At 73.2% G+C, this 25,042-nt stretch carries 17 protein-coding genes; 6 read left to right on the plus strand and 11 right to left on the minus strand.

The genetic code is table 11. The annotated features are described in order from the left end of the window. Positions 1 to 112 precede the first annotated feature (112 nt). Entirely contained in the window at positions 113 to 2,188 is a 2,076-nt protein-coding gene (locus tag FKD65_RS29910) for a PQQ-binding-like beta-propeller repeat protein (RefSeq protein WP_168221241.1), read from the plus strand. Between the two features lie 33 nt (positions 2,189 to 2,221). Here the strand turns inward: FKD65_RS29910 and FKD65_RS29915 are convergent, their stop codons facing one another. The 3 genes from FKD65_RS29915 to FKD65_RS29925 all read right to left on the minus strand — a co-directional run bounded on the left by FKD65_RS29915 (position 2,222) and on the right by FKD65_RS29925 (position 6,392). Beyond that, positions 2,222 to 3,355, minus strand: a complete 1,134-nt coding sequence (locus FKD65_RS29915; RefSeq protein ID WP_141581062.1) for a glycosyltransferase family 4 protein — start codon at positions 3,353 to 3,355, stop codon at positions 2,222 to 2,224. Between the two features lie 276 nt (positions 3,356 to 3,631). Beyond that, on the minus strand, positions 3,632 to 4,894 hold the full coding sequence (locus FKD65_RS29920) for a nucleotide sugar dehydrogenase (RefSeq protein ID WP_141581064.1): 1,263 nt from the start codon (positions 4,892 to 4,894) through the stop codon (positions 3,632 to 3,634). Positions 4,895 to 4,913: 19 nt separating this feature from the next. Beyond that, positions 4,914 to 6,392: a glycosyltransferase family 4 protein gene (locus tag FKD65_RS29925; protein ID WP_168220888.1), complete on the minus strand. Its 1,479-nt coding sequence runs from the start codon at positions 6,390 to 6,392 to the stop codon at positions 4,914 to 4,916. Between the two features lie 24 nt (positions 6,393 to 6,416). Between FKD65_RS29925 and wecB the strand changes: the two genes are divergently transcribed. Genes wecB through FKD65_RS29940 form a run of 3 tightly spaced genes read left to right on the plus strand, consistent with a single transcriptional unit; the run spans position 6,417 to position 10,430 of the window. Continuing rightward, positions 6,417 to 7,535, plus strand: coding sequence for a non-hydrolyzing UDP-N-acetylglucosamine 2-epimerase (gene wecB, locus FKD65_RS29930; protein WP_141581068.1), 1,119 nt, complete (start codon positions 6,417 to 6,419; stop codon positions 7,533 to 7,535). Further along, positions 7,528 to 8,253, plus strand: a complete 726-nt coding sequence (locus FKD65_RS29935; protein ID WP_141581070.1) for a hypothetical protein — start codon at positions 7,528 to 7,530, stop codon at positions 8,251 to 8,253. The genes wecB and FKD65_RS29935 overlap by 8 nt, the downstream gene beginning before the upstream one ends. Positions 8,254 to 8,306: 53 nt before the next feature. Further along, positions 8,307 to 10,430: a glycosyltransferase gene (locus FKD65_RS29940; protein ID WP_240810376.1), complete on the plus strand. Its 2,124-nt coding sequence runs from the start codon at positions 8,307 to 8,309 to the stop codon at positions 10,428 to 10,430. Here FKD65_RS29940 and FKD65_RS29945 read toward each other — a convergent pair. Then, positions 10,427 to 11,110, minus strand: a complete 684-nt coding sequence (locus FKD65_RS29945) for a helix-turn-helix domain-containing protein (protein WP_141581075.1) — start codon at positions 11,108 to 11,110, stop codon at positions 10,427 to 10,429. The genes FKD65_RS29940 and FKD65_RS29945 overlap by 4 nt on opposite strands. A 115-nt stretch (positions 11,111 to 11,225) precedes the next feature. On the opposite strand from FKD65_RS29945, the gene FKD65_RS29950 reads away from it, so the two are divergent. Beyond that, entirely contained in the window at positions 11,226 to 12,038 is an 813-nt protein-coding gene (locus FKD65_RS29950; RefSeq protein ID WP_205718288.1) for a class I SAM-dependent methyltransferase, read from the plus strand. Positions 12,039 to 12,110: 72 nt separating this feature from the next. On the opposite strand, the gene FKD65_RS29955 is transcribed toward FKD65_RS29950, so the two are convergent. Then, the gene (locus FKD65_RS29955; RefSeq protein WP_141581077.1) at positions 12,111 to 13,118 is read right to left on the minus strand and encodes a CDP-alcohol phosphatidyltransferase family protein; all 1,008 of its coding nucleotides are present in this window, start codon (positions 13,116 to 13,118) and stop codon (positions 12,111 to 12,113) included. Between the two features lie 123 nt (positions 13,119 to 13,241). On the opposite strand from FKD65_RS29955, the gene FKD65_RS29960 reads away from it, so the two are divergent. Beyond that, on the plus strand, positions 13,242 to 14,723 hold the full coding sequence (locus FKD65_RS29960; RefSeq protein ID WP_141581079.1) for a hypothetical protein: 1,482 nt from the start codon (positions 13,242 to 13,244) through the stop codon (positions 14,721 to 14,723). Positions 14,724 to 14,780: 57 nt separating this feature from the next. On the opposite strand, the gene FKD65_RS29965 is transcribed toward FKD65_RS29960, so the two are convergent. The 6 genes from FKD65_RS29965 to FKD65_RS29990 form a co-directional block, all read right to left on the minus strand. Next, on the minus strand, positions 14,781 to 15,965 hold the full coding sequence (locus FKD65_RS29965; RefSeq protein ID WP_141581081.1) for a glycosyltransferase family 4 protein: 1,185 nt from the start codon (positions 15,963 to 15,965) through the stop codon (positions 14,781 to 14,783). Beyond that, entirely contained in the window at positions 15,962 to 16,804 is an 843-nt protein-coding gene (locus FKD65_RS29970) for a hypothetical protein (RefSeq protein ID WP_141581083.1), read from the minus strand. The genes FKD65_RS29965 and FKD65_RS29970 overlap by 4 nt, the downstream gene beginning before the upstream one ends. Before the next feature lie 18 nt (positions 16,805 to 16,822). Continuing rightward, a complete protein-coding gene (locus FKD65_RS29975; protein WP_168221242.1) occupies positions 16,823 to 20,251 on the minus strand; it encodes a bifunctional glycosyltransferase family 2 protein/CDP-glycerol:glycerophosphate glycerophosphotransferase in 3,429 nt (1,142 codons plus the stop codon). Between the two features lie 80 nt (positions 20,252 to 20,331). After that, the gene (locus FKD65_RS29980; protein WP_368367145.1) at positions 20,332 to 22,548 is read right to left on the minus strand and encodes a CDP-glycerol glycerophosphotransferase family protein; all 2,217 of its coding nucleotides are present in this window, start codon (positions 22,546 to 22,548) and stop codon (positions 20,332 to 20,334) included. Positions 22,549 to 22,607: 59 nt separating this feature from the next. After that, positions 22,608 to 23,834: an acyltransferase family protein gene (locus FKD65_RS29985; RefSeq protein WP_141581087.1), complete on the minus strand. Its 1,227-nt coding sequence runs from the start codon at positions 23,832 to 23,834 to the stop codon at positions 22,608 to 22,610. A gap of 35 nt (positions 23,835 to 23,869) precedes the next feature. Next, complete coding sequence (locus FKD65_RS29990; RefSeq protein ID WP_141581089.1) at positions 23,870 to 25,030, minus strand: acyltransferase family protein; 1,161 nt, start codon at positions 25,028 to 25,030, stop codon at positions 23,870 to 23,872. Positions 25,031 to 25,042 lie beyond the last annotated feature (12 nt).

The following is a 25,042-nucleotide window of genomic DNA, read 5'->3' on the forward strand; positions in this document are numbered from 1 at the left end:
GTCCTTTTGAGCACAGTTCCTATGAGCACAGTCCTCGTCAGTACGGTACGTGGGGGGAGGCGGCGCGGTCGTGGTCGGGAGCCGGCAGCGGCCTGACGGCCGACCGGAGTCCGTGGGCAGGGTCCGCGTCGCGGCCGGTCTGCTGGCCGGAGTCGTCGCCGTCGGGCTGTGCGTCGTCCTCGTCGACACCTACGTCCTGCGCGCCGAGTGGTGGCAGGTCCGCCACACCGTGACCGGGGAGCCCGTGGCCCCGCAGAGTGCGGTGGGGCCGCCGCCGGGCCCGCTCGCGGTGAGCTGGGAGCGCGCGACGCGGGCGCACCGCGGCTCCGTCGCCGGTTACGACGGCGTCGCCTACCAGGTCGCGCGGGGGCAGGTCGTGACGGCGTCCGCGCACGGCATCGAGGCGCGGGACGCGCGCACCGGCGCGCCGCGCTGGAGCTACCGCCGCGCGGGGTGGTCCCTGCTCGGCTGGACGTCCACGGGCTCCCGCGTCGCCGCCTACTTCGAGCGGGACGGCGACCGCGGCGACCGCGCGCTCGTCGCGTTCGACGCGCTGTCGGGCGCGCTGCTGTGGCGGCGCGAGGACGAGCGCCCCGCCGCGGTCTCCCGGACGACGCTGCGCTGGCCCTCCGGGGCCGGCGTGCTGCTCACCACCGACGAGGGGCGCCGGACGGTGTTCGGGGTGTCGGCCGTGACGGGGAACCGGGTGTGGCGGCTGGCGCTGCCGCACGGCTGCCGGCTGTTCGAGGGCGGCGCGCATCCCTCCGACGGCCGGGAGGACCTCGTCGCGCTGGGCCTGAGCTGCGCGGGCCCCGGCGACGGGGGGCACCGCAGCCGGCTGCTGGCGGTCGACCCGGCCAAGGGCCTCGGACGCTGGGAGAAGCGGCTCGGCGCCCGGGAGTCGCCCGAGGTCTCGATGCTGGAGGGGGTGACGCTGGTCTCGGACGGGACGGCCCTGCGGGCGTTCGACGACGGCGGCCGCCAGTTCGGCGTCTGGAAGGGCGACGGCGTGTGCGGCGACCTGATGTGCCCGGGCGTCGTGACGCCGGGCAGGCTCGTGGTCGTCTACCACCCGGACGGGACGGGCGGCGGCACCGGAGACGGCGGCACCGGAGACGGCGGCACCGGAGACGGGGAGGACGGCGCCGAAGAGGCCGTCGCCGAGGGGACGGGCGGCGAGGGGGCCCGGATGGAGGCGCTGGACGTGCCGTCGGGGCGGGTCGCGTGGCACCGCGACGTGCCCGACTACGCCGCGCTCGCGCAGGCCGGCGGCCAGGTGTTCGCGCTGCGCCCCCGGCTGGCGGAGCGGCTGCTGCCCGCCGGCGTCGACATCGTCCAGCCCGGCGACGGCAGCACCACGACCGCGCCCGCGCCCTTCACGATGGATCCGGACCTGCCGGGCGTCCGGCCGTGGCTGGCGGCGGCGGGCGGGCTGCTCTACGCGGCGCTCCCGCAGGCGGCGCCGCGACCGGACGGCGGAGCCCGGTTGATCGCCCTGCGCGGCGGCCTCACCGGCACCGGCCCGCCGGAACTCGGCGGCGTGCCGCGGGAGGACTGGCCGGACGCGTGCGCCCTGCTCAAGAAGCCCGACCTGGCGGCGGCGCGGATGACCGGCTACGCCACCGAGCCGAGCCGCGCGTCCGCCGGGACCGTGCGCCTGCCGCACCCGGTGTCCTGCACCTACGAGCCGCGCGGCGGCCGGGTCCGGACCGGCGGCGGCCGCGGGTCCCCCGCGCCGGAGCCGAGCGGGTCGGGTTCGGCGTCGCCCCGTCCCTCGGCGGGTCCGGAGCAGGCCGTCCCGGACGGGGACGGCCGGAAACGGGACGGGCCGGAGACGGACGATCCGAAGAAGGACGATCCGAAGAAGGACGGTCTGGAACGGGAGGGAGCGCAGGAGCCGGCGATCGCCGGCCTCACGGTGAGCGTCCGCTGGGTGGCCGACACCGACGCGGCGGCGTCGTGGATGCTGGAGACGCTCCAGGCCGCGCAGGCGCAGTCGCGGCGGCGCCGCGACATCGGCGCCGACGAGGCCTACGAGATCGGCCCGACCGCGGGGATGATCGCGCTGCGGGTGGGCCGGTGCGTCGTGATGGTCGAGGCGGGCCGCCCCCCGGGCGCCGCCGCCCGGTTCTCCCGCTCCGTCGCCTACCGCCTGCGCCACATGGCCCAGCCCGGCTCCGGCTCCTGAGCGCGACCCGGCGCGGCCGGGGCCCGCGGCGGGTCAGTATTCGGGGACGGGCTCTGGTTCCGGTACCGGGGCGGCGGGGGCCGATCGGCCCGCCCACGTCTCCAGCTGGGCGACGAACCGTGCGGCGTGGACGGGCCAGTGGAACCGCTCGCGGGCGGTCTCGTAGCCGCGCCTGCCGAGCTCGGTGCGCAGGCCGGGGTCGTCCCGCAGCCGCAGGACGGCCTTGGCGGCGGCGTCCGGCGCCCCGAACGGGACGACCAGCCCGCACTCGGCGGGCTCCACGATCTCCACGGCCGGCGGGTTCGGCGTGGTGATCACCGGGATGCCGCGGGCCATGTACTCGACGACCTTCGTCGGCATCGAGTGCCGGTAGTTCGGCTCGTCGTGCAGCAGCGCGAGCCCGGCCATCGCGCCCTCGGCGATGCGCAGCGCACGGTCGTTCGGGACGAATCCGTACCAGCGGACGATCCCCTCGCGCTGCGCGTCCCGCAGCGCGCCCCGGACGTCGGCGTCGGCCGCGCCGATCAGCTCCACCAGCACGCCCTCGGCGGCGAGGGGCCGGGCCATCTCGATCATGTCGAGGGCGCCGCGCGCCCGCGACAGCTGCCCGACGTAGACGGCGCGCCGGCCGTCCGGCGGCCCGGGCGGCACGTCGGCGACGTAGGTGGTGTTGGGCACGACCGGGTGCTCCCCGCCGAACCGGGCCCGGTAGCCCTCCTCGGCGAGCAGCAGCCGGTGCCGCCGCTCGCTGCGCCGCTCCAGGTGGTGCACGGCGGGGCGGAGCAGGGTACGGGCCGGCGCGGGCAGCCAGCCCTTGGCGGAGAGGGCGGCGGCGGTGTCCTCGTGGACGTCCCAGACGACCGTCCGCCGCCGCACCTCGCGGGGGAGCCCCACGAGGAGTTCGGGGTCGTGCAGGAGGATCACGTCGGCGTAGGCGGCATGCTCGGTGAGCGCGCGGTGGGCCGCGCGCAGGGCCCGGACCCGGCGTCGCCCGGTCGCCCGGGGGACGTCCACCGGGCTGATCTGCCGCCACGGGGTCGCGTTGCACGCCCGGAAAGGGGCGATGTAGGTGACCTCGTGACCGGCGTCGAGGAGGGCGCGTATCTGCCGGTGCAGAATGCGCGCGTCCTCGGGGTGGTGCACCACCGTGCAAACGCAGACCCGCATCACACTCACTCCGCAATGTCCGAATCGTTCATCACGGTGATTCTTGGGCCCGGATGGAAATTGCCGATGAATTCCGGTTGGCCGAGGCGTGGACGCTGCCGGGCGACTCTTCCTTGACTGGTAGTCGAGCCAGCTGGTCAAGGAATTCCCGACGGAGGGAAAAGCTCCGTCGAGGAAACCCGCCCGCCGGTCGGCTCCGCCCGCCGCGAAGGTCGGAAGCCGTCAAAGAGGACCGGTTTCCGGCGGGCTCGGCGGTTCCGGAGAAGCTCGGCGGCCTCACAGGAGCTCGACGGTGTCCTGCTGGACGTTGCGGGTCCGGCCGCGCGTGTCGAACAGCAGCCGCGCGTGCCGCGCCAGCGACGCCGCGTCGTAGGCGGCGTGGTCGGCCAGCACGATCGCCAGGTCGGACGCCTCCAGCGCCGCGGCCAGGTCGCCCCCGGCGGGCGGCACCGGCGTGCCGTCCACCTCCCACGAGTCGACGAACGGGTCGTGGAATGACAGGTCGGCGCCGAGGCGGGCCAGCCGCCGCGCGACCGGGCGGGCCGGAGACTCCCGCTGGTCGGCGATGTCGGCCTTGTAGGTGACGCCGAGCAGCAGGACCTTGGCGTCCTTGAGCGCGCGGCCCTCCCGGTTGAGGAGCTGCTGGGCGCGTTCCGCCACGTACCGGGGCATCCGGTCGTTGATCTCCTGGGCCAGCTCCACGAACCGGAACGGGTAGCCCAGCGAGCGGACCTTGTAGGACAGGTAGTTCGGGTCGATCGGGATGCAGTGCCCGCCGACGCCCGGCCCCGGCCGGAACGCCTGGAACCCGAACGGCTTGGTGGCCGCGCAGTCGATGGCGTCCCACAGGTCGATGCCGAGCTCGTTGCAGAACACCGCCATCTCGTTGACCAGCGCGATGTTGACGTGCCGGTAGGTGTTCTCCAGCAGCTTGGCCATCTCGGCCTCGCGCGTGCCCTTGGCCTCCACGACCCGCTCGACGAACTTGCCGTAGAACGAGGCCGCCGCCGAAGCGCAGGACGGGGTCAGCCCGCCGACGATCTTCGGGGTGTTGCGGAGGCCGTAGACCGGGTTGCCGGGGTCGATCCGCTCCGGCGAGAACGCCAGGTGGAACTCCTCCCCGGCGACCAGGCCGGACGTCTCCAGGATCGGCCGGACGACCTCCTCGGTCGTGCCCGGGTAGGTGGTCGACTCCAGCACCACCAGCGTCCCGGGCTCCAGGTGCCGGGCGACCGTCTCGGCCGCGCCGCGCACCGCGGTCAGGTCCGGGCCGCCCTCCGGGGAGAGCGGCGTCGGGACGCAGATGACCACGGTGCGGGCGCCGTCCAGGACGTCCTCGTCGAGGCTCGGCGAGAACCCCGCCTGCACCATCCGCTCGACCTCGTCCGCTGACACGTCGTCGATGTGCGACAACCCGGCCTTGAGACCGGCGACCACGCGCGCGTCCCGGTCGAGCCCGCCGACCCGCAGGCCGGCCCGGCAGGCCTCCCGCACGAGCGGCAGCCCCACGTAGCCGAGTCCGATGACCACGAGATCCACGCGGCAGGCCCCCTTCGATCTATGCGCCGTGGCTCACGGCGAAGCGGTATGCGGCCCGGTATCCGGCCGTCACGGCGCGCCAGGTGCGTTCCGCCGCGACCCATTCACGGGCCGACCGCCCGATTTTCTGTCTTCTTTCGTGACTGTAGGCCAGCTCCTCCAGACAATTCGCCCACGATTCCGGGTTTTCCGGAACTGTTAACGCCCCGGTCACGCCCGGTTCCACGATTTCGCGGAGAGCCTTGACATCACTGGCTATGACAGGGATTCCCCCTGCCATGGCCTCGATCGGCTTCAGAGGCGTCACCAACTGGCACACCCGGTCCGCCCGGCGCGGGACCGCGAACACATCGAGGACGGCGTGGTATCGGCGAACGGACTCCATCGGCACCCGGCCGGTGAACACGGCGTGGACGCCGTGTCCCGCCGCGCGCCGTTCGAGCGCGCCGCGCTCCGGGCCGTCCCCGACGAGCAGCAGGGTGACCGGGGAGCCGCGGTCGCGCAGCAGGGCGGCCGCGTCGATGAGCGTGTCGATGCCCTCGTAGCCGTAGAACGACGACGTGAGGCCCACCACGGTGGCGCCGCGGTCGATACCGAGCTCCTCGCGCAGGCCGGAGGCGTCCGGGAGCGGCTCCAGGAACGCCTCGTCCACCCCGTTCGGCACCGTGAAGATCTTCTCCTCGGGGACGCCGCGGGACGCGATCTCCGCCCGCATCGCCTCGCCGAGCGTGACGACCGCGTCCGCCTCGGCCATCCGGCGGGTCTCCAACTCGCGGGTCAGCCGGTAGAACTCGTCGTCCTCGCTGTGCGCGGGGTCGCGGGAGAGCCACGAGTCCTCCAGGAAGCCGCGGACCTCGTAGACCACGGGGAGCCCGTGGCGGCGCCCGAGTTCGAGCGCGACGGCGGCGTTCAGGTGGTTGCTGACCGCGTGCAGTACGGACGGCCGCAGCTCCCGGACCAGCCGTCCGGCGAGGTCGGCGCTCTTCGCCACGGCGTCCAGCGGATCGGCCTGCGGGAGCCACGACAGCAGCCGGTGGTAGGCGACGCCGTCGACGTCCACGCGTGCCCGGGCGGCGCCGGCGCCCTGGCTGAGCGGGTATCCGAGCCTGGTCACGATGTGTGGATCGAGGCCCATCTCGCGCTGGGCGAGGGCGATCCGGTGCGTCCGGACGGTGTAGCCGGCGTTCGTGAGCGGCAGGGCGTTGGTCACGAACTGCAGGACGACCCCGCCCACCTCGCCCGCCGCGTCCCCGCCCTGGACGGCCCGGCGCGTGGCCGGCGGCGAGGGCCGGGAGAGCAGGAGCCGCAGGTCGCGGATCTCGCGCCGCACGTCCCGGGGCTTTGGGACGACGAGGCGGGAGCGCCGCAACCGGGCGCCGAGCGGGGTCCTGGCGGCGAGCCGCACGGCGAGCCGCGATGCCCGTCCGGGGTCGTCGCGGAGCTGGCGCCAGGCGAGTCCGGCCAGGTAGACGGTCTTCTTCACGGGTTCGTCCTGCACAAGGCCGGACGTTAGGCAACTCCGATGAACAGAAGGGAAATCGTGTTGGCACCCATCGTGCACGTCCTCGGGGCGAGGCCCAATTTCGTCAAGGCGGCGCCGGTGATCTCGGCACTGGCCGCGGCGGGCGCGGAGCAGGCCGTGATCCACACCGGCCAGCACTACGACGCGCGCATGTCGGAGGTCTTCTTCGACCAGCTGGGGCTGCCCGAACCCGACGTCAACCTCGGCGTCGGGTCGGGCGGGCACGCCGAGCAGACCGCCGCGCTCATGATCGGGCTGGAGAAGGAGTTCACCGGCCGTTCACCCGCGCTCGTCATCGTGTACGGCGACGTGAACTCGACGATCGCCGCCGCACTCGTCGCGGCCAAGCTGCACATCCCGGTCGCCCATGTGGAGGCCGGGCTGCGCAGCTTCGACATGACCATGCCGGAGGAGGTCAACCGCAGGGTGACCGACCAGCTCTCCGCGCTGTGCCTGGTCACGAGCCCGGAGGGGATCGGCCACCTGGCCGCCGAGGGCGTCCCGGTGGAGCGGACCCACCTGGTCGGCAACCCGATGATCGATACGTTGCTGGCCAACCTGGACAAGTTCGACACCGGGGCCGTCCGGGAGGCGCACGGGCTGCCGGAGCGGTACGTCCTGGCGACCATGCACCGGCCCGCGAACGTCGACGCGCCGGAGACGGCCGCGAACCTGGTCCGGCGCCTGCACGGCGTCGCCGACCTCGCCGACCTGGTCATCCCCGTCCACCCGCGCGGGCGGGCGAACCTGCTGGCCGCGGGGCTGGACGAGCACGACCGCGTGCACATTCTGGAGCCGCTGGGGTACATCGACTTCATCGCGGCCGTGCGGGGCGCGGCGGCGGTCGTCACGGACTCGGGGGGTCTCCAGGAGGAGACGACGATCCTCGGGGTGCCGTGCCTGACCGTCCGCCCCAACACCGAGCGGCCGATCACGATCACCCACGGCACGAACCGGCTCGTCACGTTCGAGGAGCTCGTGCCGGGGGTCCGCAAGAGCCTGGAAGGGGGGCCCGCGGGCGGGGCGGCCGCGCGGGCGGACGAGCGCAGGCCGCCGCTGTGGGACGGCCACGCCGGACCCCGCATCGCCGAAGTGATCATGGAGTTCCTGGGTGAGTGACGAGGAGACGAACGCCAAGGCCGTCCAGCGGCTCGGCCGGCTGAGGTCCACGCTGCGCGAGCGCGAGGCGCGCGTCGAGGAGCTGGAGCGGCGGCTCGCGGCCCTGGAGGCCTCGACGGCCGTCCGGTTCGGGCGGCTGGTCGCCGGCGCCGCGCGCGACCCGAAGCGGGGCACGCGGCTGCCGAAGGAGCTGTACCGGCTCTGGCGCAAGCGCAGCGCCCCGGTCTCGGCGGCGGGGCGCGCCAAGAGCGGCGTCAATCCGGAGCGCGTGGACCGGCCGGAGGACCGCCTGCTCGTCGCGGGCCCCTCCGACGTCCCGATCATCGCGGGGGTGCTCGCGCCCGGGACCGCCGCCGTCCTCGCCGAGCACGCCAAGGTCGTCACGCTCTACCCGCACGACGCCGCGATCGCCCTCGAAGCCGCCGACGTGGACGCGCTCGTGGTGGACGCGGCGGCCGGCGAGCCCGGCGGCCCCTGGGCTTACCTGGGCGTTCCCGGCATGTACGACCGCGATCTGGCGCTGCACGGCCTCCGCCGGATCGCCGCGGCCCGCTCGCTCCCGCTCGTCCTGTGGGGCGAGGCGCCGCCCGCCACCCTCGCGTCCCTGCGCTGGGACGCGACCGTAACCGCGCCCGCAGGGCTCACCGAACTCCTGGAACCGGCGCCGTCGCGGGGGGACGCGGAGGGGCGTCCCGCCACGAGGAGCCCGGCCCGTTGAAAGGAACCACCGTGCGACCACGCGCCCTCGTCTACGGAGACGTCGACCTCAACATGATCGACGGATCGGCCATCTGGGCCCAGGGCATGGTGCAGGCCCTGGCCCGCGCCGGCTGCGAGGTGACCCTGGTCCTCAAGGCTCCCGTCCGGACCGGTCGTCTCGTCGACCCGATCCGTGCCCTGCCCGGCGTCACCGTACGCAGCCCGCACGCCGAGGGCCTGTTCGACGGCCCCGCCAACATGGCTCCCAAGCACGCGGCGGAGGTCCTCGCCCGCGTCGACCAGGAGGCCCCGCACGACCTCGTCGTCGTGCGCGGCCGCGACCTCGTGAGCAAGCTCGCCGCGGGTCCTCTGGCCGGCCGGCTCTGGACGTACCTGACCGACGTCCCCCAGTCGGCGGCGGACTTCACCGCCCAGGCCAAGGGCGAGCTGCGCCGGATCGCCGACGCCTCCCGCGTCCTGCTCTGCCAGACCGAGGAGCTGCGAGGCTTCCTGGAGGGCGCCGTCCCGGCCACCGCCGGCAAGAGCGTGCTGTTCCCGCCGGTGGTCGTGCTCCCGGACGGTCTGGAGACGCGGGGCGCGGGCCCGTCCGGGGGCCCGCTCCGCCTCGTCTACACCGGCAAGTTCGCGCCGCGCTGGAACACCTACGAGATGACCTCGCTCCCGCGCCTGCTGGCCATGCGCGGCGTGCACGCCGAGCTGCACATGGTCGGGGACAAGATCCACCACGACCCGTCCGACCCCGGCTTCGCGGCCCGGATGAGGACCGCGCTGGAGACGGGCGACGGCGTCGTCTGGCACGGCGGCCACCCGCGCGCCGAGGCGATGCGGCTGACCGCCGCCTGCGACGTGGGCCTCTCCTGGCGCGACGCCTCCATGGACACGAGCCTGGAGCTGTCGACGAAGGTCCTGGAGTGCGGGACGCTCGGCGTCCCGGTCGTCCTCAACCGCACGCCCATGCACGAGCGGCTCGTCGGGAGCGACTACCCCCTGTTCGCCGCCACCGAGGACGACGTCCTCGACGCCCTGACGCTCATAGGCAAGAACCCCGAGGTCTTCACCCTCGCGACGGAACGCTGCCGCGCGGCGGCCGCCGGGTTCAGCCTCGACGCGGCCGCGGCCCGCCTCCGCGACGTCCTGGCGCAGGCGTTCCCCGAACCGTCCGAAAGCGTCCTCGCGGTCAAGGGGCGGCGCCTGCGCGTGGGCGTCGCGGGCCACGACCTGAAGTTCTTCTCCCGCCTGCTGGACTACCTGCGCTCCCGCCCCGACCTGGAGGTCCAGGTCGACCACTGGGCCGCGCTGAAGGCGCACGACGAGGAGCGGAGCCAGGCCCTGGTCGACTGGGCGGACGTCATCGTCTGCGAGTGGTGCGGCCCGAACGCCCTCTGGTACGCCCGGCGCAAGCGCCCGGACCAGCGCCTCGTCGTGCGCCTGCACCGCTTCGAGCTGTACGCGGCCTGGCCGAAGCAGCTCGACATCGGCGCCGTCGACCAGGTCATCTGCGTCAGCCCCCACTACAACGACCTGACCCGCGAGATCACCGGCTGGCCCGCCGGGAAGGTCGTCACGGTCCCGAACTGGGTGGACGACGCGCAGCTCGACCGGGCCAAGCTCCCCGGCGCCGAGCACCACCTCGGGATGATCGGCATCGCCCCGTCCCGCAAGCGCCTGGACCTGGCCCTGGACGTCGTCGAGGAACTGCGCCGCGACGACCCCCGCTTCACCCTCTTCGTCAAGTCCAAGCTCCCTTGGGACTACTGGTGGATCTGGCAGAAGGACGACGAGCGGGCCCACTACGAGGAGGTCTTCCGCCGCATCCGCCGGTCCCGCGTCCTGTCCGGCGGCGTCGTGTTCGACTCCTACGGCCGCGACGTGGCGTCCTGGCTGCGCCGCATCGGCTGGGTCCTGTCCACCAGCGACGACGAGAGCTTCCACCTGGCCCCCGCCGAGGGCATGGCGTCGGGCGCCGTCCCGGCCCTGCTTCCGTGGCCCGGCTCCGACACCATCTACGACCGGCGCTGGATCCACGACGAGACGTCCGCCATGGCCGCCTCCATCGCCACCACGGTCTCCCTGGACCGCTGGCAGGAGGACGCCGAACTGGCCCGCACCCAGGTCAAGGCCGCCTACAGCCTGGACGAGGTCTGCCGCCAGTGGACGGACCTCCTCGCCGGTTAGGCGCTCTCACCCATCTGGTGAGGACGGGGGACGCCGGCGTAGGGAGGGAGGGTGAACCACGTCGGGACGCCGCGGCGCAGGCGTTCGGGCCCCTCCACCTCGACCGTTCCCGCGCGCAGGGCGTCGGCCCAGGCCAGGTCGCCGCGCCAGATCTCGATCATGGCGCGCAGGGGAGCGGTCACGGTGACGGAGACCTCGTGGCCGGGGTCGTGATCGCAGACGTCGACGTTGTCGGCGGTCACGACCAGCCACCACCGGCGGTTGGCGGGCGGGACGTCCGGGAAGCGGAACAGCAGCACGGTCCGGCCTTCGGGCACCGCCCCGGAATCGACGTTCCGGCGCATGTCCCAGAGGAGGAGCTTCGGGTCCAGGTCGAGCTCGCCCAGCTCGCCGATCCAGCGCACTCCCCAGACGGCGAGGGCCTCGGCCACCGGACGCAGCTCCTCGCCCGCCGGTGTCAGGACGTACCGGTCGTCCCGCTTCTCGACGATCCCGGCGCGGACGAGCTGGTTCAGGCGCTTGGCGAGGAGGGTGGGCGACATGCGCGGCACCCCGCGCCGCACCTCGTTGAAGCGCTCGCTCCCCGCGAGCAGCTCGCGGACGATCAGCAGCGTCCAGCGCTCGTCGAGCAGCTCCATCGCCTTGGCGACGGGACAGAACTGGTAGTAAGAGGCCCCCATATCGGGCAGGCTAGGCGGCCGCGGCGCCGTCTGCCAGGGCAGGTACAGATCCTGTACTAGGAACGGGCCCGGCCGGTTCCTAGCGTGGACCCCACGACACGAGGGGAGAAGGATCATGGGGGACGCAGTGAAGGCCGCGCACAGGGCGATGTGGGCGACGGGCGACTACCCGGCGCTGGCGGACGAGGTGATCCCGGAGCTCGGGCCGGCGCTGGTCCGCGCCGCCGGGATCGGGCCGGGGCAGCGGGTGCTGGACGTCGCGGCGGGAGCGGGCAACGCGGCCGTCGCGGCGGCGCTCGCGGGGGCGGACGTGGTCGCGAGCGACCTGACGCCCGAACTGCTCGACGCCGGCAGGCGGGCCGCGGCGCGGCGCGGCGCGGAGCTGGAATGGCGGGTGGCCGACGCGGAGGCGCTGCCGTTCGAGGACGGGGAGTTCGACGCCGTGCTGTCCTGCGTGGGCGCCATGTTCGCCCCGCGGCACCAGGCCACCGCCGACGAACTGGTCCGCGTCTGCCGGCCGGGCGGCACGATCGGGCTGCTCAACTGGACGCCGGAGGGGTTCATCGGCCGGATGTTCGGCGTGATGAAGCCCTACGCGCCCCCGCCCCCGCCCGGGGCGCAGCCGCCGCCGCTGTGGGGGAGCCCGGAGCACGTCCAGGAGCTGTTCGGCGAGCGCGTCACCGATGCCGGGTTCCGGCGGGACGCGCTGCGGGTCGACGCGTTCGAGAAGCCGGTCGACTTCCGCGACTACTTCAAGGCCCGCTACGGGCCCACGATCAGCGTCTACGACCGCATCGCCGGCGACCCCGACAGGGTCGCCGCGCTGGACCAGGCCCTCGCCGAACTCGCCGGGGAGTACGACCGGGGGGAGCCCACCCTGTCCATGGACTGGGAGTACCTCCTGGTGACGGCCCGCCGCGCGGGCTGAGGGCCCGGAAAGAAGGTCCCCGCGGCGGTGCCGCGGGGACCTGTCCATGACCGGGCGGGCCGGACGGGCCGGTCAGCCGGAGCTTCCGACGGCGGCGCCCGCCTCGGCGGGCTCGGAGGGCAGCTCGGCCCGGTAGGTCTCGATCTTGGCGTTGAGCTTGGTGAGGGTGCGGCTGTAGTCGCGGCTGGAGAGCCAGAACTTGTAGATGATGATCAGCTCGAAGGCCAGCAGGCCGACGCCGCTCAGGACCACCACGGGGATGATCGCGCCCGGCACGATCGCGGCGGCGACGGGGGCGACGATGAACACGCCCATCTGGAACTCGATGCCGCTGATCAGGTGGGGGCGGATGCGGCCCGCCATCAGGACGTTGCGGATGCGGGCGTACCAGGGGAAGCGCTGGTTGAAGCCCGTCTGGAGGGCCGCGTTGGGGTCGTCGCCGACGACGCGGTTCTCCGCGTCGGCCTCGGGGTCCTCGGTGAGCGCCTCGGCGGAGCGCAGCTCCTCGTCGGCGTCGGCCAGGTCGCCGTTCGCCCGGCGGGCCGCGAGCTCGAGCGCCCGGGCCTCCTGGCGGGCCGCGTTGAGGGTCGTCCGCATCTGCGAGCGGACCTTGTAGATCTCCAGCGCGTCCATGTAGCGCAGCATGTCGAGGAAGACGACGCCGAGCGCCGTCCAGATGTAGGCGACGTTGCCGGTCGCGGCGTACTGCCCGGCCATCAGGGCGATCGCGCAGGCGAGGACGCGGACGCGGTCGAAGATGTAGTCGAGCCAGGCGCCGAACACCGAACCGGTGCCCTTCAGACGGGCTATCTTGCCGTCCATGCAGTCGAGCGTGAACGACAGGTGGTACAGCAGCGCGCCGGCGAGCAGCCACGGCCAGGACGCGACGGCGAAGCAGGCGCCGGCGGCGAGGCCGAGGACCAGCGCGCCGACGGTGAGCTGGTTCGGCGTCACGCGCGTCCGGTTGGCCGTGAACCTGACCAGCCTGGCGGCGAGCGGGTCGACCAGCAGCACGGTCCACCAGGCGTCACGCGCCTTGTACGTCCGTTGCCGAACGTCATCGAGCGTGAAGTTCGCCATGGGGTTCCTTTCGTTCGCGGAGCGGTCCGATGGTAGCGGCTGTCCGGTTCCGGTCACCGCTGATCTCCTCGATCGTGATCGTCCGGTCACATGACGACCACTTCCGTGGGTACGCGAGGGAAAATGCGCGCGCGTTCCGTCCTGCCTCACCTCCCGTTCTGCGGGGTGCTCGCGGTCGCGGTCTGGATCCGGGCCGTGGCCGTCCTCGCCTATCCCGCGCCGCTGTGGTTCGGTGACTCGCCCGGCTACCTGGCGGCCGCGATCGGGTTCCGGCCGGACCCGACCCGTCCCAGCGGATACGCGATCCTGCTGTGGCTGCTCAAACCGTTCCACAGTTTCACCGTGATCGTGTCCGTGCAGCACGGCATCGGGGTCCTTACCGGTGCCCTTGTTTACGTCCTCGTGTGGCGCGCTGGACGGGCGGCCTGGCCCGGCACGGAGGCGGGAGGGCGGCGGGCGTGGCTTCCCGGGGTGGCGGCGGCGCTCCTGACCGTCCCGGTGCTGATCCCCGTCCACCAGGTGGCCCTGGAGCACATGCTCATGTCGGACTCGCTGTTCGCCTTCCTGCTGCTCGCGGCGGTGGCGGCCGTGCTGTGGCGGCGCCGGCCGACCTGGTGGCTCGGCGCGGCGGCCGGAGTGCTCACGGCGGGGGCGGCCCTCACCCGGACGGCGGGCCTTCCCCTGATCGCCCTGATCCTCGTGGCGATGCTGGTCAGGCGGGCCGGGTGGAGGGCCTGCGCGGCGGCGGCGGTGACCTTCGCGCTGCCCGTCGCGGGCTATCTCTTCTGGTTCCACGCCGAGTACGGCCAGTACAAGATGGCCAAGGCCGACCAGGTGTTCCTCTACGGGCGGACCGCCGCCTTCGCCGACTGCCGGGTCATCAAGCCGCGGCCCGAGCTGGCCGTCATGTGCCCCCGGCACAGCGACCCGCGGATCGCCGAGGCGTTCTCGGTGCTGTGGACGCCCGACTCCCCGTTCCGCCGCATCCCCGGCTGGGTCCACGGCGAGGAGGGCAACCGGCTCGCGGGGGAGTTCGCGTGGGCCGCGATCAAGGCGCAGCCCGTCGACTACACCAAGGTCGTCGTCAGGGACACGCTGAAGGCGTTCACCTGGCACCGGCAGCCGTACCCCACGCCGTGGACGTGGCTCCAGTACGAGTTCCCCGAGGGCGAGGCATGGAGCACCAAGCAGGCCGACCTTGCCCGGCTCTACGGACCGGACGGCGAGACCCGGGTCGTCCGGCCGTGGGCGGGGCAGGTCCTCGCCTACCAGGACCACGTGGTCATGCCCGGCACGATCCTCGGGGTGCTGCTGCTCGGCGGGATCGCCGGGGCCGCGCTGCACGCCCGCTCGGAGGGGAGGTGGCGCCCGGCCAGGTCCGTGCGGCACTGGGCTGCGGGCCCGCTGCTCCCGTGGGGGACGAGCCTGGCGCTGCTGGTGATCCCCGCGGCGACCGCCGACTTCGACTACCGCTACGTCCTGCCCGCCGTCCCGTTCGCGTGCGTCGCGCTCGGCCTGGTCCTGTTCCCGCGGCGGCGCCCGCCGCGCGTGCCCGCGCCGCGGGACGAGGACCGTCCGGCGCCGAAGGAGAAGGTCGACGCCTGAGGAGGTCGCCGCCCGGCGGCCCGGACCGGCGGGACCGGGCGGGTCCGGGCGCCGCGGCTAGCCGGGCCGTCCGGTGTCGCGGCGGGGTGCGGCGAGGAGCCCGCCGAGCATCCGCTCCCACCGCCCGGCGACGGCGGAGACGGCGAACCGCTCGGCCGACGCGAGGGCGCCCGCCGACATCTTGAGCCGGAGCTCCTCGTCGCCGATGAGCCGGCTCAGGGCCTCGGCGAGCGCGCCGGAGTCCTCGGGCGGGACGAGCAGCCCGTCCGTCCCGTCGGTGATGATCTCGCGGGGCCCCTGCGGGCAGTCGAAGGCGACCACCGGCAGCCCGCACGCGAACGCCTCGATGATCGTCATGCCGAACGATTCGCCGCGCGAGGGCAGGGCGAGGACGGACGCCTTGGCCAGCTCGCCCTCCATGTCGTGGGTCTGCTCCAGCAACCGCACGTGGTTGTAGAGGCCCCGGCGGGTGGCCCTGCGGCGCAGTTCCTCGCGCCGCGGTCCCTGGCCGTGGATCCGCAGCCGCCAGTCCGGATGCTCCTCGACGACCTTCGCGAACGCGTCGATGAGCAGGTCGTACCCCTTGATCCAGACGATCCGCCCGGCCGCGACGACGACCCTGTTCTCCTGCCGGGACCGCGGGTAGGCCCGCGGCGGCAGCCCGTTGCCGATCGTGTGGACGGGGCACGAACCGGCGGGCAGCAGGCGCTCGTAGTCCCCGGTGTCGGCGACCGTCAGGCAGGTCAGGGCGTCCAGCCGCGGGTACCACTCCTCGATCTCGGCGAGGATCCCGGCGTCGTTGACGCCGAGCTGGAGGTGCTCCTGCCCGACGGCGACGACGCCGGCCGGCACCAGCCGCGCCGCCATCAGGTTGAGGCCGGCGCGGGTGGTGACCAGCACGTCCGTGCGCGGCCTGCGCAGGAAGCGGGTGAGCCTCTCGTCCGTCCAGGCGGAGTACTTGGAGAAGCTGCGCTCCTCGGGATGGACGAGCCGCGACGGCAGGGCCATGAGCCGCCTGGCGCGCTCGGTGTTGGGCCACGCGACCCTGGCGCCGGGCCGCACGTCGATCAGGGAGCGCAGCCGGACGCGGCCCGAGAGGGGGAACGCCGGCCGGTCGGCCGCGCGCCGCACGCTGACGATCTCGACGTCGTGGCGACGGGACAGCTCGTTCGCGAGCGTGAAGGTGCTGCGCACCGTCCCGTCGACGGTGTACGCCTCCAGCAGCAGGAATGTGATCTTCATCGGGTGCCGTCCTCGGAGGGGGCGTCCTTGGGGAGGAGGTGGCAGGCGACCGACAGTTCGTCCTTGAGCGTGTAGTACGGCCGGACGCTCATCCCGCGCTCGCCGCCCTCGACGATCTGGCGGGGATAGGACAGCGTGCCACGCTTGCCCGGGGCGTCGTCGAGGAATGTGGCGAGGCGGGCATGGACGTCGGCGACGTCCAGCCAGAGGTCCCAGAGGGCCGGCTCCCGGCGGGCGAACTCGTGGACGTCCAGGCGGGCGTCGAACCCGGTCCCGTCGAGCCGGGCGTCGCACGACACCCGGCCGCCGCCGTCGCGCGCGACCGCCACCAGCCGGGCGGCGCCGCCCGGCCGCGGCCCGGCGTAGGCGAGCCGGCCGACGATCCCGATCCCGCCGTCGCGCGGGTGCACCGCCTCGACCTCGGCGTGCGGGGAGACCTCGCGGACGTCGAGCACGGCGAGGCCGTCCGGCCTCCGCACCACCCGTAAGGCGCGTTCTCGAGCGCGCGCGGCGTAGTCGAGCAGCCCGTCGTAGGAGAATCCGGGGTCCTCGGTCAGCAGCGGACGGTCGCCGCCGAGCAGCACGTCCCACGTGCCCGGCGCCAGCCCGGCGACCGGGACCGCCGCGGAACGCCGGTCGTCGCGCAGCGGCCCTCCCCGGACCTCACCGGACGGCTCGTGGCGCAGGACGATGCGCTCGGCCTCCGGCACGGGGCGCGGCCAGTTGACGAGCAGGACGTCGTCGTCACCGACCCTGCAGTGGTCGGCCATCCCTTCCCGGTCGAACTCGCCGAGCCGGTCGATCCCCGTGGGCCGGTCGGAGCGGTGTTCACGCCGCATTCGTCTTCCCCTATGACGTCACAGGTCTCGCCCGGCCGCGCCGAAGACGCGGTCGACGGCGCGGGACGCGGCATGCCCGTCGTCGAGCGGGCAGAAACGCGTCACGAACTCCTTGTAGCGGCCGCGATACTCCGCGGTGGCCTCCTCGGCGCCCCGGACCGCCTCGATGAGGTCGTCGGAGGTCTCCAGGAGCGGCCCGGGGGCCTCGGTCTCGAAGTCGAAGTAGAAGCCGCGCAGCCGGTCCCGGTAGTCGGCCAGGTCGTAGGTGAAGAACAGCATGGGCCGCCCGGTGTTGGCGTAGTCGAACATCACCGACGAGTAGTCGCTGATCATCACGTCGGAGATCAGGTACAGCTCGGTGATGTCGGGGTAGGCCGACACGTCCCGCACGAAGCCGTGCTCGTCCTCGCGGACGCCGTCCACGACGTTGGTGTGCAGCCGGACGAGCAGGACGTGGTCGTCGCCGAGCGCGGCGCGGGCCCGCTCCAGGTCGATCCGCATGTCGAACCTGTAGCGGCCGCGGCTGTAGTACTGGTCGTCGCGCCACGTCGGCGCGTACAGCACGACCCGCTTGCCCTCGGGGATGCCGAGCCGGGCCCGGACCCGCGCGGCGACGGCGCCGGCCTCCGGGCTGTGCAGCAGGTCGTTGCGGGGGTAGCCGACCTCCAGCATCTCGCCCTTGAACGCGAAGGCGCGGCGGAAGATCTCCGTGCTGAACGGGTTGGGCGACAGCAGGTGGCTCCACTCGGGCACGGTGGGCCCGGAGTCCTTCGACCGCGACTGGAGGGCCTTCTTCATGCCCGGCGCGTAGGCGAAGTGCACCTCCTTGATGTCACTGCCGATCTTCTTCAGCGGCGTGCCGTGCCAGGTCTGCACGACGACCTGGTCCGGATGCCGCCGGAACGCGTCGCCCAGGCGGTGGTTGGTCACGATGTAGCGGGACGTGGCGAGCGCCTCGTGCCACTCCCTGCCGTGGAGCCGGACGGCCCGCAGCGTGTCCGGCAGCTCGACCTGGGCGTCGTTGACCACCCAGAGCTGCTCCAGATCCGAACCGCGGCGCACGAGCTCCTCGTGGACGGCCTTGGGGCTGTCGGAGTACTGCCGGCCGCTGAAGCAGGAGAACAGGACGGCGTCGCGGAGCCCGTCGCGGTCGACGCGGCGGCGGGCCTCCTCCCGGTACTTGGTGCCGGCGCTCTTCTCCTCCTGCGACACGTCACCGGTCACGGCCAGCGCGAGCAGCCCGTCGCGGGCCTCCAGCGCGTAGCCGCGCCGCGCCACCTCCAGCCGCTCGGGCAGGTTCGCCTGGGCCTGCGGCGACAGCCGGACGGTCAGCGCCCGGTCGCCCGGGGGCCGGTACAGCACGTCCCAGCGGCCGGGACGCATCGGCAGGACGCCCGCGACGCCGGGGACGGCCGCGACCGGGACCTCCGCGCGCAGCGAGCCCGACGCCGGGTCGGCGACGAGGTCGAACGCGTGCTCCCGGCGGTGCCATCTGCCGCGCAGCACGATCTGGCCGGCGCCGTGCCGCCCGTCCCCGTGCGCGGGATGGCTCGCGGTGAGGACGAGGGCGCCTTCGGGACGCCAGGCGCATTCGTCGACGGAGAGCCTCGCCGTGGTGCGCCGGACGCGCAGGTAGCCGCCGGGTCCGCGGCCCGCGGCGATCTCCAGCGGGCCGAACGCCCGCTGGACGTCCTCGACGCCCTCGGCGAGCACCAGCGGACGGCCTCCGGCGCGGACCGCCCAGTCGCGGGTGTCGTCGATCTCCTCCGGAGCGGGCGGGGCCCCTTCGAGGGCGCGCGGGTCGACGCGGGCCACGTACCGTCCGCCGGACACGGCGACCGGGACGGCGAGGACCTCCTCGCCGAGCGCCAGCTCCAGCTCGTCCGGCGCCGCGTCCGTCTCCACCTCGATGATCAGGACGTCGCCGTCCCAGCGCAGCGCGGCGGCCGACGCCCGGACCCGCTCGACCTCGATGACCAGGCGGCCGTCGTCGATCCGCGGGACCACGCGCACGTCGTCCGCGACGTAGCGGTAGGGCGGGTGGGCGCCGGTGCCGGAGCCGCCGCCGCGCAGCGGCCCGCGCCGGAACACGCCCGCGTTCAGTACCGACGCCTCGACCTCCCAGACGCCCTCGGCCCACTGCCCGCGGTGGCGCAGGCGCCTGGCGTCGAGGACGAACGAGAACCCCGACCAGCCGGACCGCTTGCCCGGCGCCGGCGTCTGCCGGGCCCGCGCGATGATCCTGCGGCCGCCGGAGCGCAGCGTCATCGCCTTCACCGACGTCCAGCGGTGGCGCATGCCGACCGAGTTGATGTAGGACTCGCCGGTGACGGTGAGCCGGTCGCCGTCCCAGCCGACCGCGTGGACCCGGCCCCGGAGCTTCAGCTCTCCGCGGGCCCGGTAGACCTCGCGCGGGACGTCGACCTTGGAGTCCTTCCAGTACGGGTAGACGACGTACCGGCGCAGCGGGTCGCGGACGATCGACGGCGAGGCCTTCCCCCGCTCGTAGCGGACGACCTTCACCAGCTCCGTCGTGTGCCCGGCGGAGGCGAGGTGCCACTTCAGCCGGGTGAGCGCCGGGACGTCCGCGAGCAGCTTCGCGGGCAGCCCGGAGGCGTACGCGGCGGCCAGCGCGACGACCTGCTCCCGCTCGCCGGCGGGCAGGTCGGGCAGCGCGTCCAGGAAGACCCGCAGCTCCTCGGCCGCCGCGAGCGACTGGAGCCGCCGCCGCGACCGGGCGTGGCCGTGCTCGCCGAGCCAGTCGGCGGCGAGGGCGACGGCGGCGAACCCGTCCGCGATCTCCTGCGCCTCCGTCGTCGCCGGCAGCCGCGCGCCCCGCCGGCGCAGGACCACGTCCGGCAGCACGTCCACGCCCGCCGCGAGGTGCAGCGCCTGGACGGCCGGGAGCAGGTCGTCGTACCGGCCGAGGTCGGGGAACCCCAGCCCGTGCGAGGTCCAGAACGACCGCCGGAACAGCTTCCCGGCGACGCGGCGCTCGCTGAGGAGCTCGGGCGTGCGGCGCACGTCCGTGCCGGTGACCGGCGTGAGGACCGACTTGGCCGGGCGCCAGGAGGCCGCCCGGTCCGTCCCGCGGCGGACGGCCTCGCGGCCGACCGCGATGTCGGACCCGGACGACTCCAGCGCCGCGACCAGCGTCGCGGCGGCCTCGGGCGGCAGCTCGTCGCCGCCGTCCACGAACAGCAGGAAGTCGCCCTCGCTCTCGGCGGCGCCGAGGCCGCGCGCCGCGCCCCGGCTCGGCGCGCCCCGCCGGACGACGCGGAACCGCTCGTCGGGCAGATCGACCCCGGCGGTGGCGCCGGCGCCGTCGTCCACGACCAGCACCCGCAGGTCCGCGTGCGACTGGGCGGCGATCGAGGCGAGGGTTCCGGCGATCGACTCCCCGGCGCCGTGTGATAGCACGACGACACTGATCCTGCTGACGGACAAGCGACCCACTCCTTCGGGGGTGACCGAGCATGACGGGACGAGCGCCTGACGCCGCCGCGGCGGCGCCGGGCGCGGTGGCCTTACAGCGGCGGGTTCGGGACCTTCTCGCCGAGGAACATGCGGCGGACGGCCCGCTCGGCGGCGTGCCCGTCGTCCCACGGGCAGAACCGCGCCCTGAAGTTCGCGCGGTCCTTCGCCGCCGCGTCGCTCCACGCCGCCCGGGACGTGAACGCCTCGACCAGCTCCGCCTCGGTCGTGGCGACGACGCCGGGCGGCGTCGCCGTCAGGTCGAAGTTGACCCCGCGGGTGAGCCGGTAGGTCTCCCAGTCGTTCGCGTAGATCACGATCGGGCGGTCGAGGTTGGCGTAGTCGAACATCACCGACGAGTAGTCGGTGAGCAGCGCGTCCGAGGCGATCATGAGGTCCTCGACGGACGGGTGCCGGGAGACGTCGATGACCCGGCCCTCCGGCCAGCCGAGGTCCGCCGCCATGTTCTTGATCTTGTAGTAGTAGTGCGCCCGCAGCAGCAGGACGTGCCCCTCGCCGAGCAGCTCCGTGACCCGCCCGATGTCGAACATGGGGCTGTAGCGGCGCTGGTAGTCGCGGTGCGTCGGCGCGTAGAGGATCGCGGTCGCGCCGCCGGGGACGCCGAGCTCGGCGCGCAGGCGGGCGCGCTCGTCCTCGCCGGCCGCCGTGACGAGCCGGTCGTTTCGCGGGTAGCCGATCTCCAGCATCTCGTAGTCGCAGGGGAACCCGCGCTCCCACGCCTCGGTCGACAGCGGGTTGGACGACAGGAGGTAGTCCCAGCGGTCCGACCGGGCGATCAGGGCCTTGAAGTCCATGTCGTTGGCGCCGACCGGGTACTCCATCTGGTCGAGGCCCATCTTCTTCAGCGGCGTGCCGTGCTGCGTCATCATGTGCACCTGCCCCGGCCGCTTCACGTAGTTGTCGGGGAAGTTGACGTTGTTGACGAAGTACTTGGCGCGGGCCAGCGTCCGGTAGTACTCGGCGGAGCCGGCGACGACGTGCTCGACGCCCTCGGGCATAGTCTTGCGCGCGCCCGGCTTGACGATCCACACCGGGCGGACGTCCGGGGCCAGCTCCCGGAGCTTCTCGTAGATCGCCGCCGGGTTGCAGGCATACCCGCGGTACCAGTAGGCGGCGAAGACGGCGAGGTCCTCCTCGATCGGGAGGCGCCGCTGCATCTGGTAGTAGCGCTCCTTGGCGAGCTCCTTGCCCAGCAGGACGCCGCGCCTGCGGATCCTGGCGGCCTTGCTGCCCCGGGTCCTCGCCTTGTCCTTGGCCTCGGCGGCGCGGACCCGCTCGTAGCCCCGGTGGTCGCCCGCCTTGATCATGCGGTGCTTGTCGGCCAGGAACGGCTTGTCGTCCGGCGGGACGTGGCCGGCGGGCTCGTACTTGTTGTACGTCTTCGACATCTCCGCGAAGAAGCGGGCCTTCTCCGACGCGTGGACGCGGTCGGGCCGCTCGATGATGACGAGCAGGTGCCAGATCGTCCGGTCGAACATCAGCGGGCGGAACGGGTCGGCCTTCGCCCCCATCCCGTCCATGAACTCGAAGATGCGGTCGTACTGCGCGAACGCGTCGAAGTGCTTCGCGCTCGCGGTCTTGGTGATCGCGCCCCGGCGGCGCTGCCGGTAGATGTAGCAGACCTGGTCCAGCAGGCTGAGGCGCTCGGCCGCCATGAGGATCGGGTAGGTGACGTTGACGTCCTCGTAGTAGCCGCCGCTGAAGCGCAGGCCGAGGTCGAGCAGGAACTCGCGGCGGATCGCCTTGTTCCACGCCGTCATCATCATCTCGAGGACGCTCGGCCGCTCGGCGAGGGTGAACACGTCCGGCGCGGGCGGCTCGCGGAACAGGTCGTTGATGATGCTGCGCTTGACCTTGCCGCTCCAGTAGGACCGGGCGTAGTCGAAGACCAGCACGTCGGGCCGGGTCTCGGCGAGGCGGTCGCAGATCGCGCGCACGGCGCCCTCGGTGGCGTGGTCGTCGCTGTCGAAGAACCACACGTAGTCGCCGGTCGCCATGTCGAGCCCGATGTTGCGCGCCCGGCCGAGTCCCACGTTCTCGCTGAGGTGCCTGACCTTGACGCGCGCGTCGCGCTCGGCGAACTCGTCGAGGATCTCTCCGCAGCCGTCGGGCGAGTGGTCGTCGACGGCGATGACCTCCAGATTGGGGAGGTCCGGATCGAGGATCGAGTCAAGGCATTGCCGTATGTACCCCTGCACTTTGTGCACGGGCACGATGATGCTCAGGGAGATGTCGTGATCAGAGCTCACGCGTAGGCCAATCGACTGCTCGGTGATGTTGGACTATACCCACAGGTCGGCGATGAACCTCAGGGCCTGGCGGGCGCGGGGCGCAGGAGCCACCGCGCGTCGGGCTCGACCGCCCACCGGGTGAGCCGCCGTACGGGCGCGGTGGCGAGCACGACGCCGAGCGCGGCGGCGGCCACGGTGACCGAGACGATGCCGAAGGGGTTGTGGAGGACCGGCTCGTCCAGGAGGCCGGTGTAGTCGAACGTCTTCATGACGAGCCCGTGCAGCAGGTACACGTACATCGTCCGCGTCCCCATCTCGGTGTACCAGGCCCGGTCGCGCGGGATGGACGCGAGGAAGGCGGCGCCGAGGAGGACGGCGGAGCCGAGGGCCGCGAGCCGCCAGAACATGCCTTCGGCGGCGCCGAAGCCCATGGCGTCGTAGCCCTGGTTCCAGTAGAGGAACCCACTGTCGATCTTCGGCACGACCGTGCCGAGCTCCCAGACGTAGGCCACCGGAAGCGCGGCGGCCAGCACCGCGAGCCCGGCCCAGCGCGCCCAGCGGGCGCGCAGCCGCCGCACGTGCTCGGGGTCGACGGTCAGCCCGAGGACGAAGAGCGGCAGCAGCCCGGCGGTGCGGCTGAGCGTGGAGTCGGCGGTGAACGCCCAGCTCCCGCCGACGAGGCTGAACGCCACGGACACGGCCACCGGATGGCGCAGGTGGCCCCAGAGCGGGGCGCTGAGCCGCCAGAGCACGAGCGCCACCAGGAACCACATGAGGAAGTGCGGCCGCAGCAGCTCGCTCAGCCGGAACTCGACCCCGTTGATCAGGATCAGCTGCGCCCGGTAGAGCAGGATGAAGATCACATAGGGGACGACGAGCGTGGGCAGGACGCTCCGGAACTTGTCCGTCGAGCGCATGAACCCGCGCGAGAAGTAACCGGTGATGAAGACGAAGACCGGCATGTGGAAGGCGTAGAGGACGACGTAGGCGGCGTGCGCCGCGCGGCTGTCCCCGAACTGGGACCAGAAGTGCCCGACCACGACCAGGAGGGCCGTGAAGAACTTGGCGTTGTCGAAGAACGCGTCCCGCTGGCGCGGCGCGGGCTTCGTCGCGGGGGCGTCCGGGACGGTGGCCGAGGGCGGACCGGACGGGAGCCCGCCGAGCGGCGGCACGCCCGATGCGGGGGAGGCGTCGGGTGTGGTGCGCGGACCGGGGACGGGGGGAGCGGCCGGCGGCGGAGGCGCGGTGGAAACGGCTACCGCACTGCCCGTGGAGGGTGGCGGGTCGGGGAGGACGTCGGTCATATCTCCGGGGGGTCGAGCGTTGGGCGGGCCGGGGTTCAGCGAGAGCGGGCGGGCCTTCTCAGGGGGGTGAAGACCCACGTCATCCTCGGTTCCAGCGCCCAGCTCATCGTCCGTACGACGGGCGGGGAGCACAGGAACGTTCCGACGATGAGGGCGCCGGCGACCACGATGACCACCCCTGCCGGGGTGTGCATCCAGTCCGCGCCCCACCAGCCGGTGAAGTTGAGCGCCCGGGTGACGAACCCGTGCAGCAGGTAGGCGTAGAGCGTGTAGGCGCCGAGGTTGGTGAACCAGTGCTCCCGGCGCGGGATGAGGCTGAGGAACGCGGCGACGAGCACGATCGCGCAGGCGAACATCGCGATCCGCATCAGCGTGCCGGTGAAGTTGCCGACGCCGAGCGCGTAGTTCGGGTGCTTCCAGTAGATCCAGTTTCGCGACATGTGGTTCATGACGACGTAGGTTCCGGCGAGCCCGGCGGCGAGCACCACCGCACCGATCGGCCGTGCGATCGGCCGCTTCAGCAGCTCGAAGTGCTGCGGCTTCAGCGTGAGGCCGAGCACGTAGAAGGGCAGCAGCCCGATCACCCGGTGGATGTCGAACGTCCCGCCGAGGTTGCTCATGTACGCCAGCAGCGAGAACACGGTCGCGACGGCGAGAGGCCAGCGGATCTGCTGCCACACCGGCGTGGAGAGCCGCCACATGAACAGCGCGCACAGGAACCACGTCAGGTAGTACGGGTTCAGCAGGCTGATCTCGAGATGGTTGCGGCCGGCGAGCCAGTCGTACAGCGAGTAGGCGAACTCGAAGACCACGTACGGGACCCCGACGTTGGTGATGAGCTTGCGCGCCTTGCCGCCGGAGAACGTCCAGTTCCGGGAGAAGTAGCCGGTGATCACGATGAACAGCGGCATGTGGAACAGGTAGACGAATATGTAGAGCCCCTTGGCCATGGGGACGTTCTGCAGGTTGGCCAGGGAGTGTCCGGCCACCACCAGCAGGATCGCGAAGTACTTGGCGTTGTCGAAGAACGGGTCCCGGACCTTGCGCGGGGGTCTCTGCGGTTGCGCGCCGGCGGAGGCCGCGGTGCCCGCCGCCTCCGGCGCCCCCGCCGCGGGGGGCGCCGCCTGGTCCGTGGACGCCGGCCGTTCGGTCTGCTCGGCGGCGTCGGCCCCAAAGGGCCTGGTGGTGTAAGTCATACGGCCGCCCGG

This window comes from Actinomadura sp. WMMA1423 (assembly GCF_006547145.1).
Lineage (GTDB): Bacteria > Actinomycetota > Actinomycetes > Streptosporangiales > Streptosporangiaceae > Spirillospora.

Excerpts from the sequence above, each read along its gene's own strand:
- FKD65_RS29915 (WP_141581062.1), bottom strand. The coding sequence starts at position 3,355 with ATGCGGGTCTGCGTTTGCACGGTGGTGCACCACCCCGAGGACGCGCGC.
- wecB (WP_141581068.1), top strand. The coding sequence starts at position 6,417 with ATGAACAGAAGGGAAATCGTGTTGGCACCCATCGTGCACGTCCTCGGG.
- FKD65_RS29940 (WP_240810376.1), top strand. The coding sequence starts at position 8,307 with ATGATCGACGGATCGGCCATCTGGGCCCAGGGCATGGTGCAGGCCCTG.
- FKD65_RS29945 (WP_141581075.1), bottom strand. The coding sequence starts at position 11,110 with ATGGGGGCCTCTTACTACCAGTTCTGTCCCGTCGCCAAGGCGATGGAG.
- FKD65_RS29950 (WP_205718288.1), top strand. The coding sequence starts at position 11,226 with ATGGGGGACGCAGTGAAGGCCGCGCACAGGGCGATGTGGGCGACGGGC.
- FKD65_RS29955 (WP_141581077.1), bottom strand. The coding sequence starts at position 13,118 with ATGGCGAACTTCACGCTCGATGACGTTCGGCAACGGACGTACAAGGCG.
- FKD65_RS29960 (WP_141581079.1), top strand. The coding sequence starts at position 13,242 with ATGCGCGCGCGTTCCGTCCTGCCTCACCTCCCGTTCTGCGGGGTGCTC.
- FKD65_RS29965 (WP_141581081.1), bottom strand. The coding sequence starts at position 15,965 with ATGAAGATCACATTCCTGCTGCTGGAGGCGTACACCGTCGACGGGACG.
- FKD65_RS29970 (WP_141581083.1), bottom strand. The coding sequence starts at position 16,804 with ATGCGGCGTGAACACCGCTCCGACCGGCCCACGGGGATCGACCGGCTC.
- FKD65_RS29985 (WP_141581087.1), bottom strand. The coding sequence starts at position 23,834 with ATGACCGACGTCCTCCCCGACCCGCCACCCTCCACGGGCAGTGCGGTA.
- FKD65_RS29990 (WP_141581089.1), bottom strand. The coding sequence starts at position 25,030 with ATGACTTACACCACCAGGCCCTTTGGGGCCGACGCCGCCGAGCAGACC.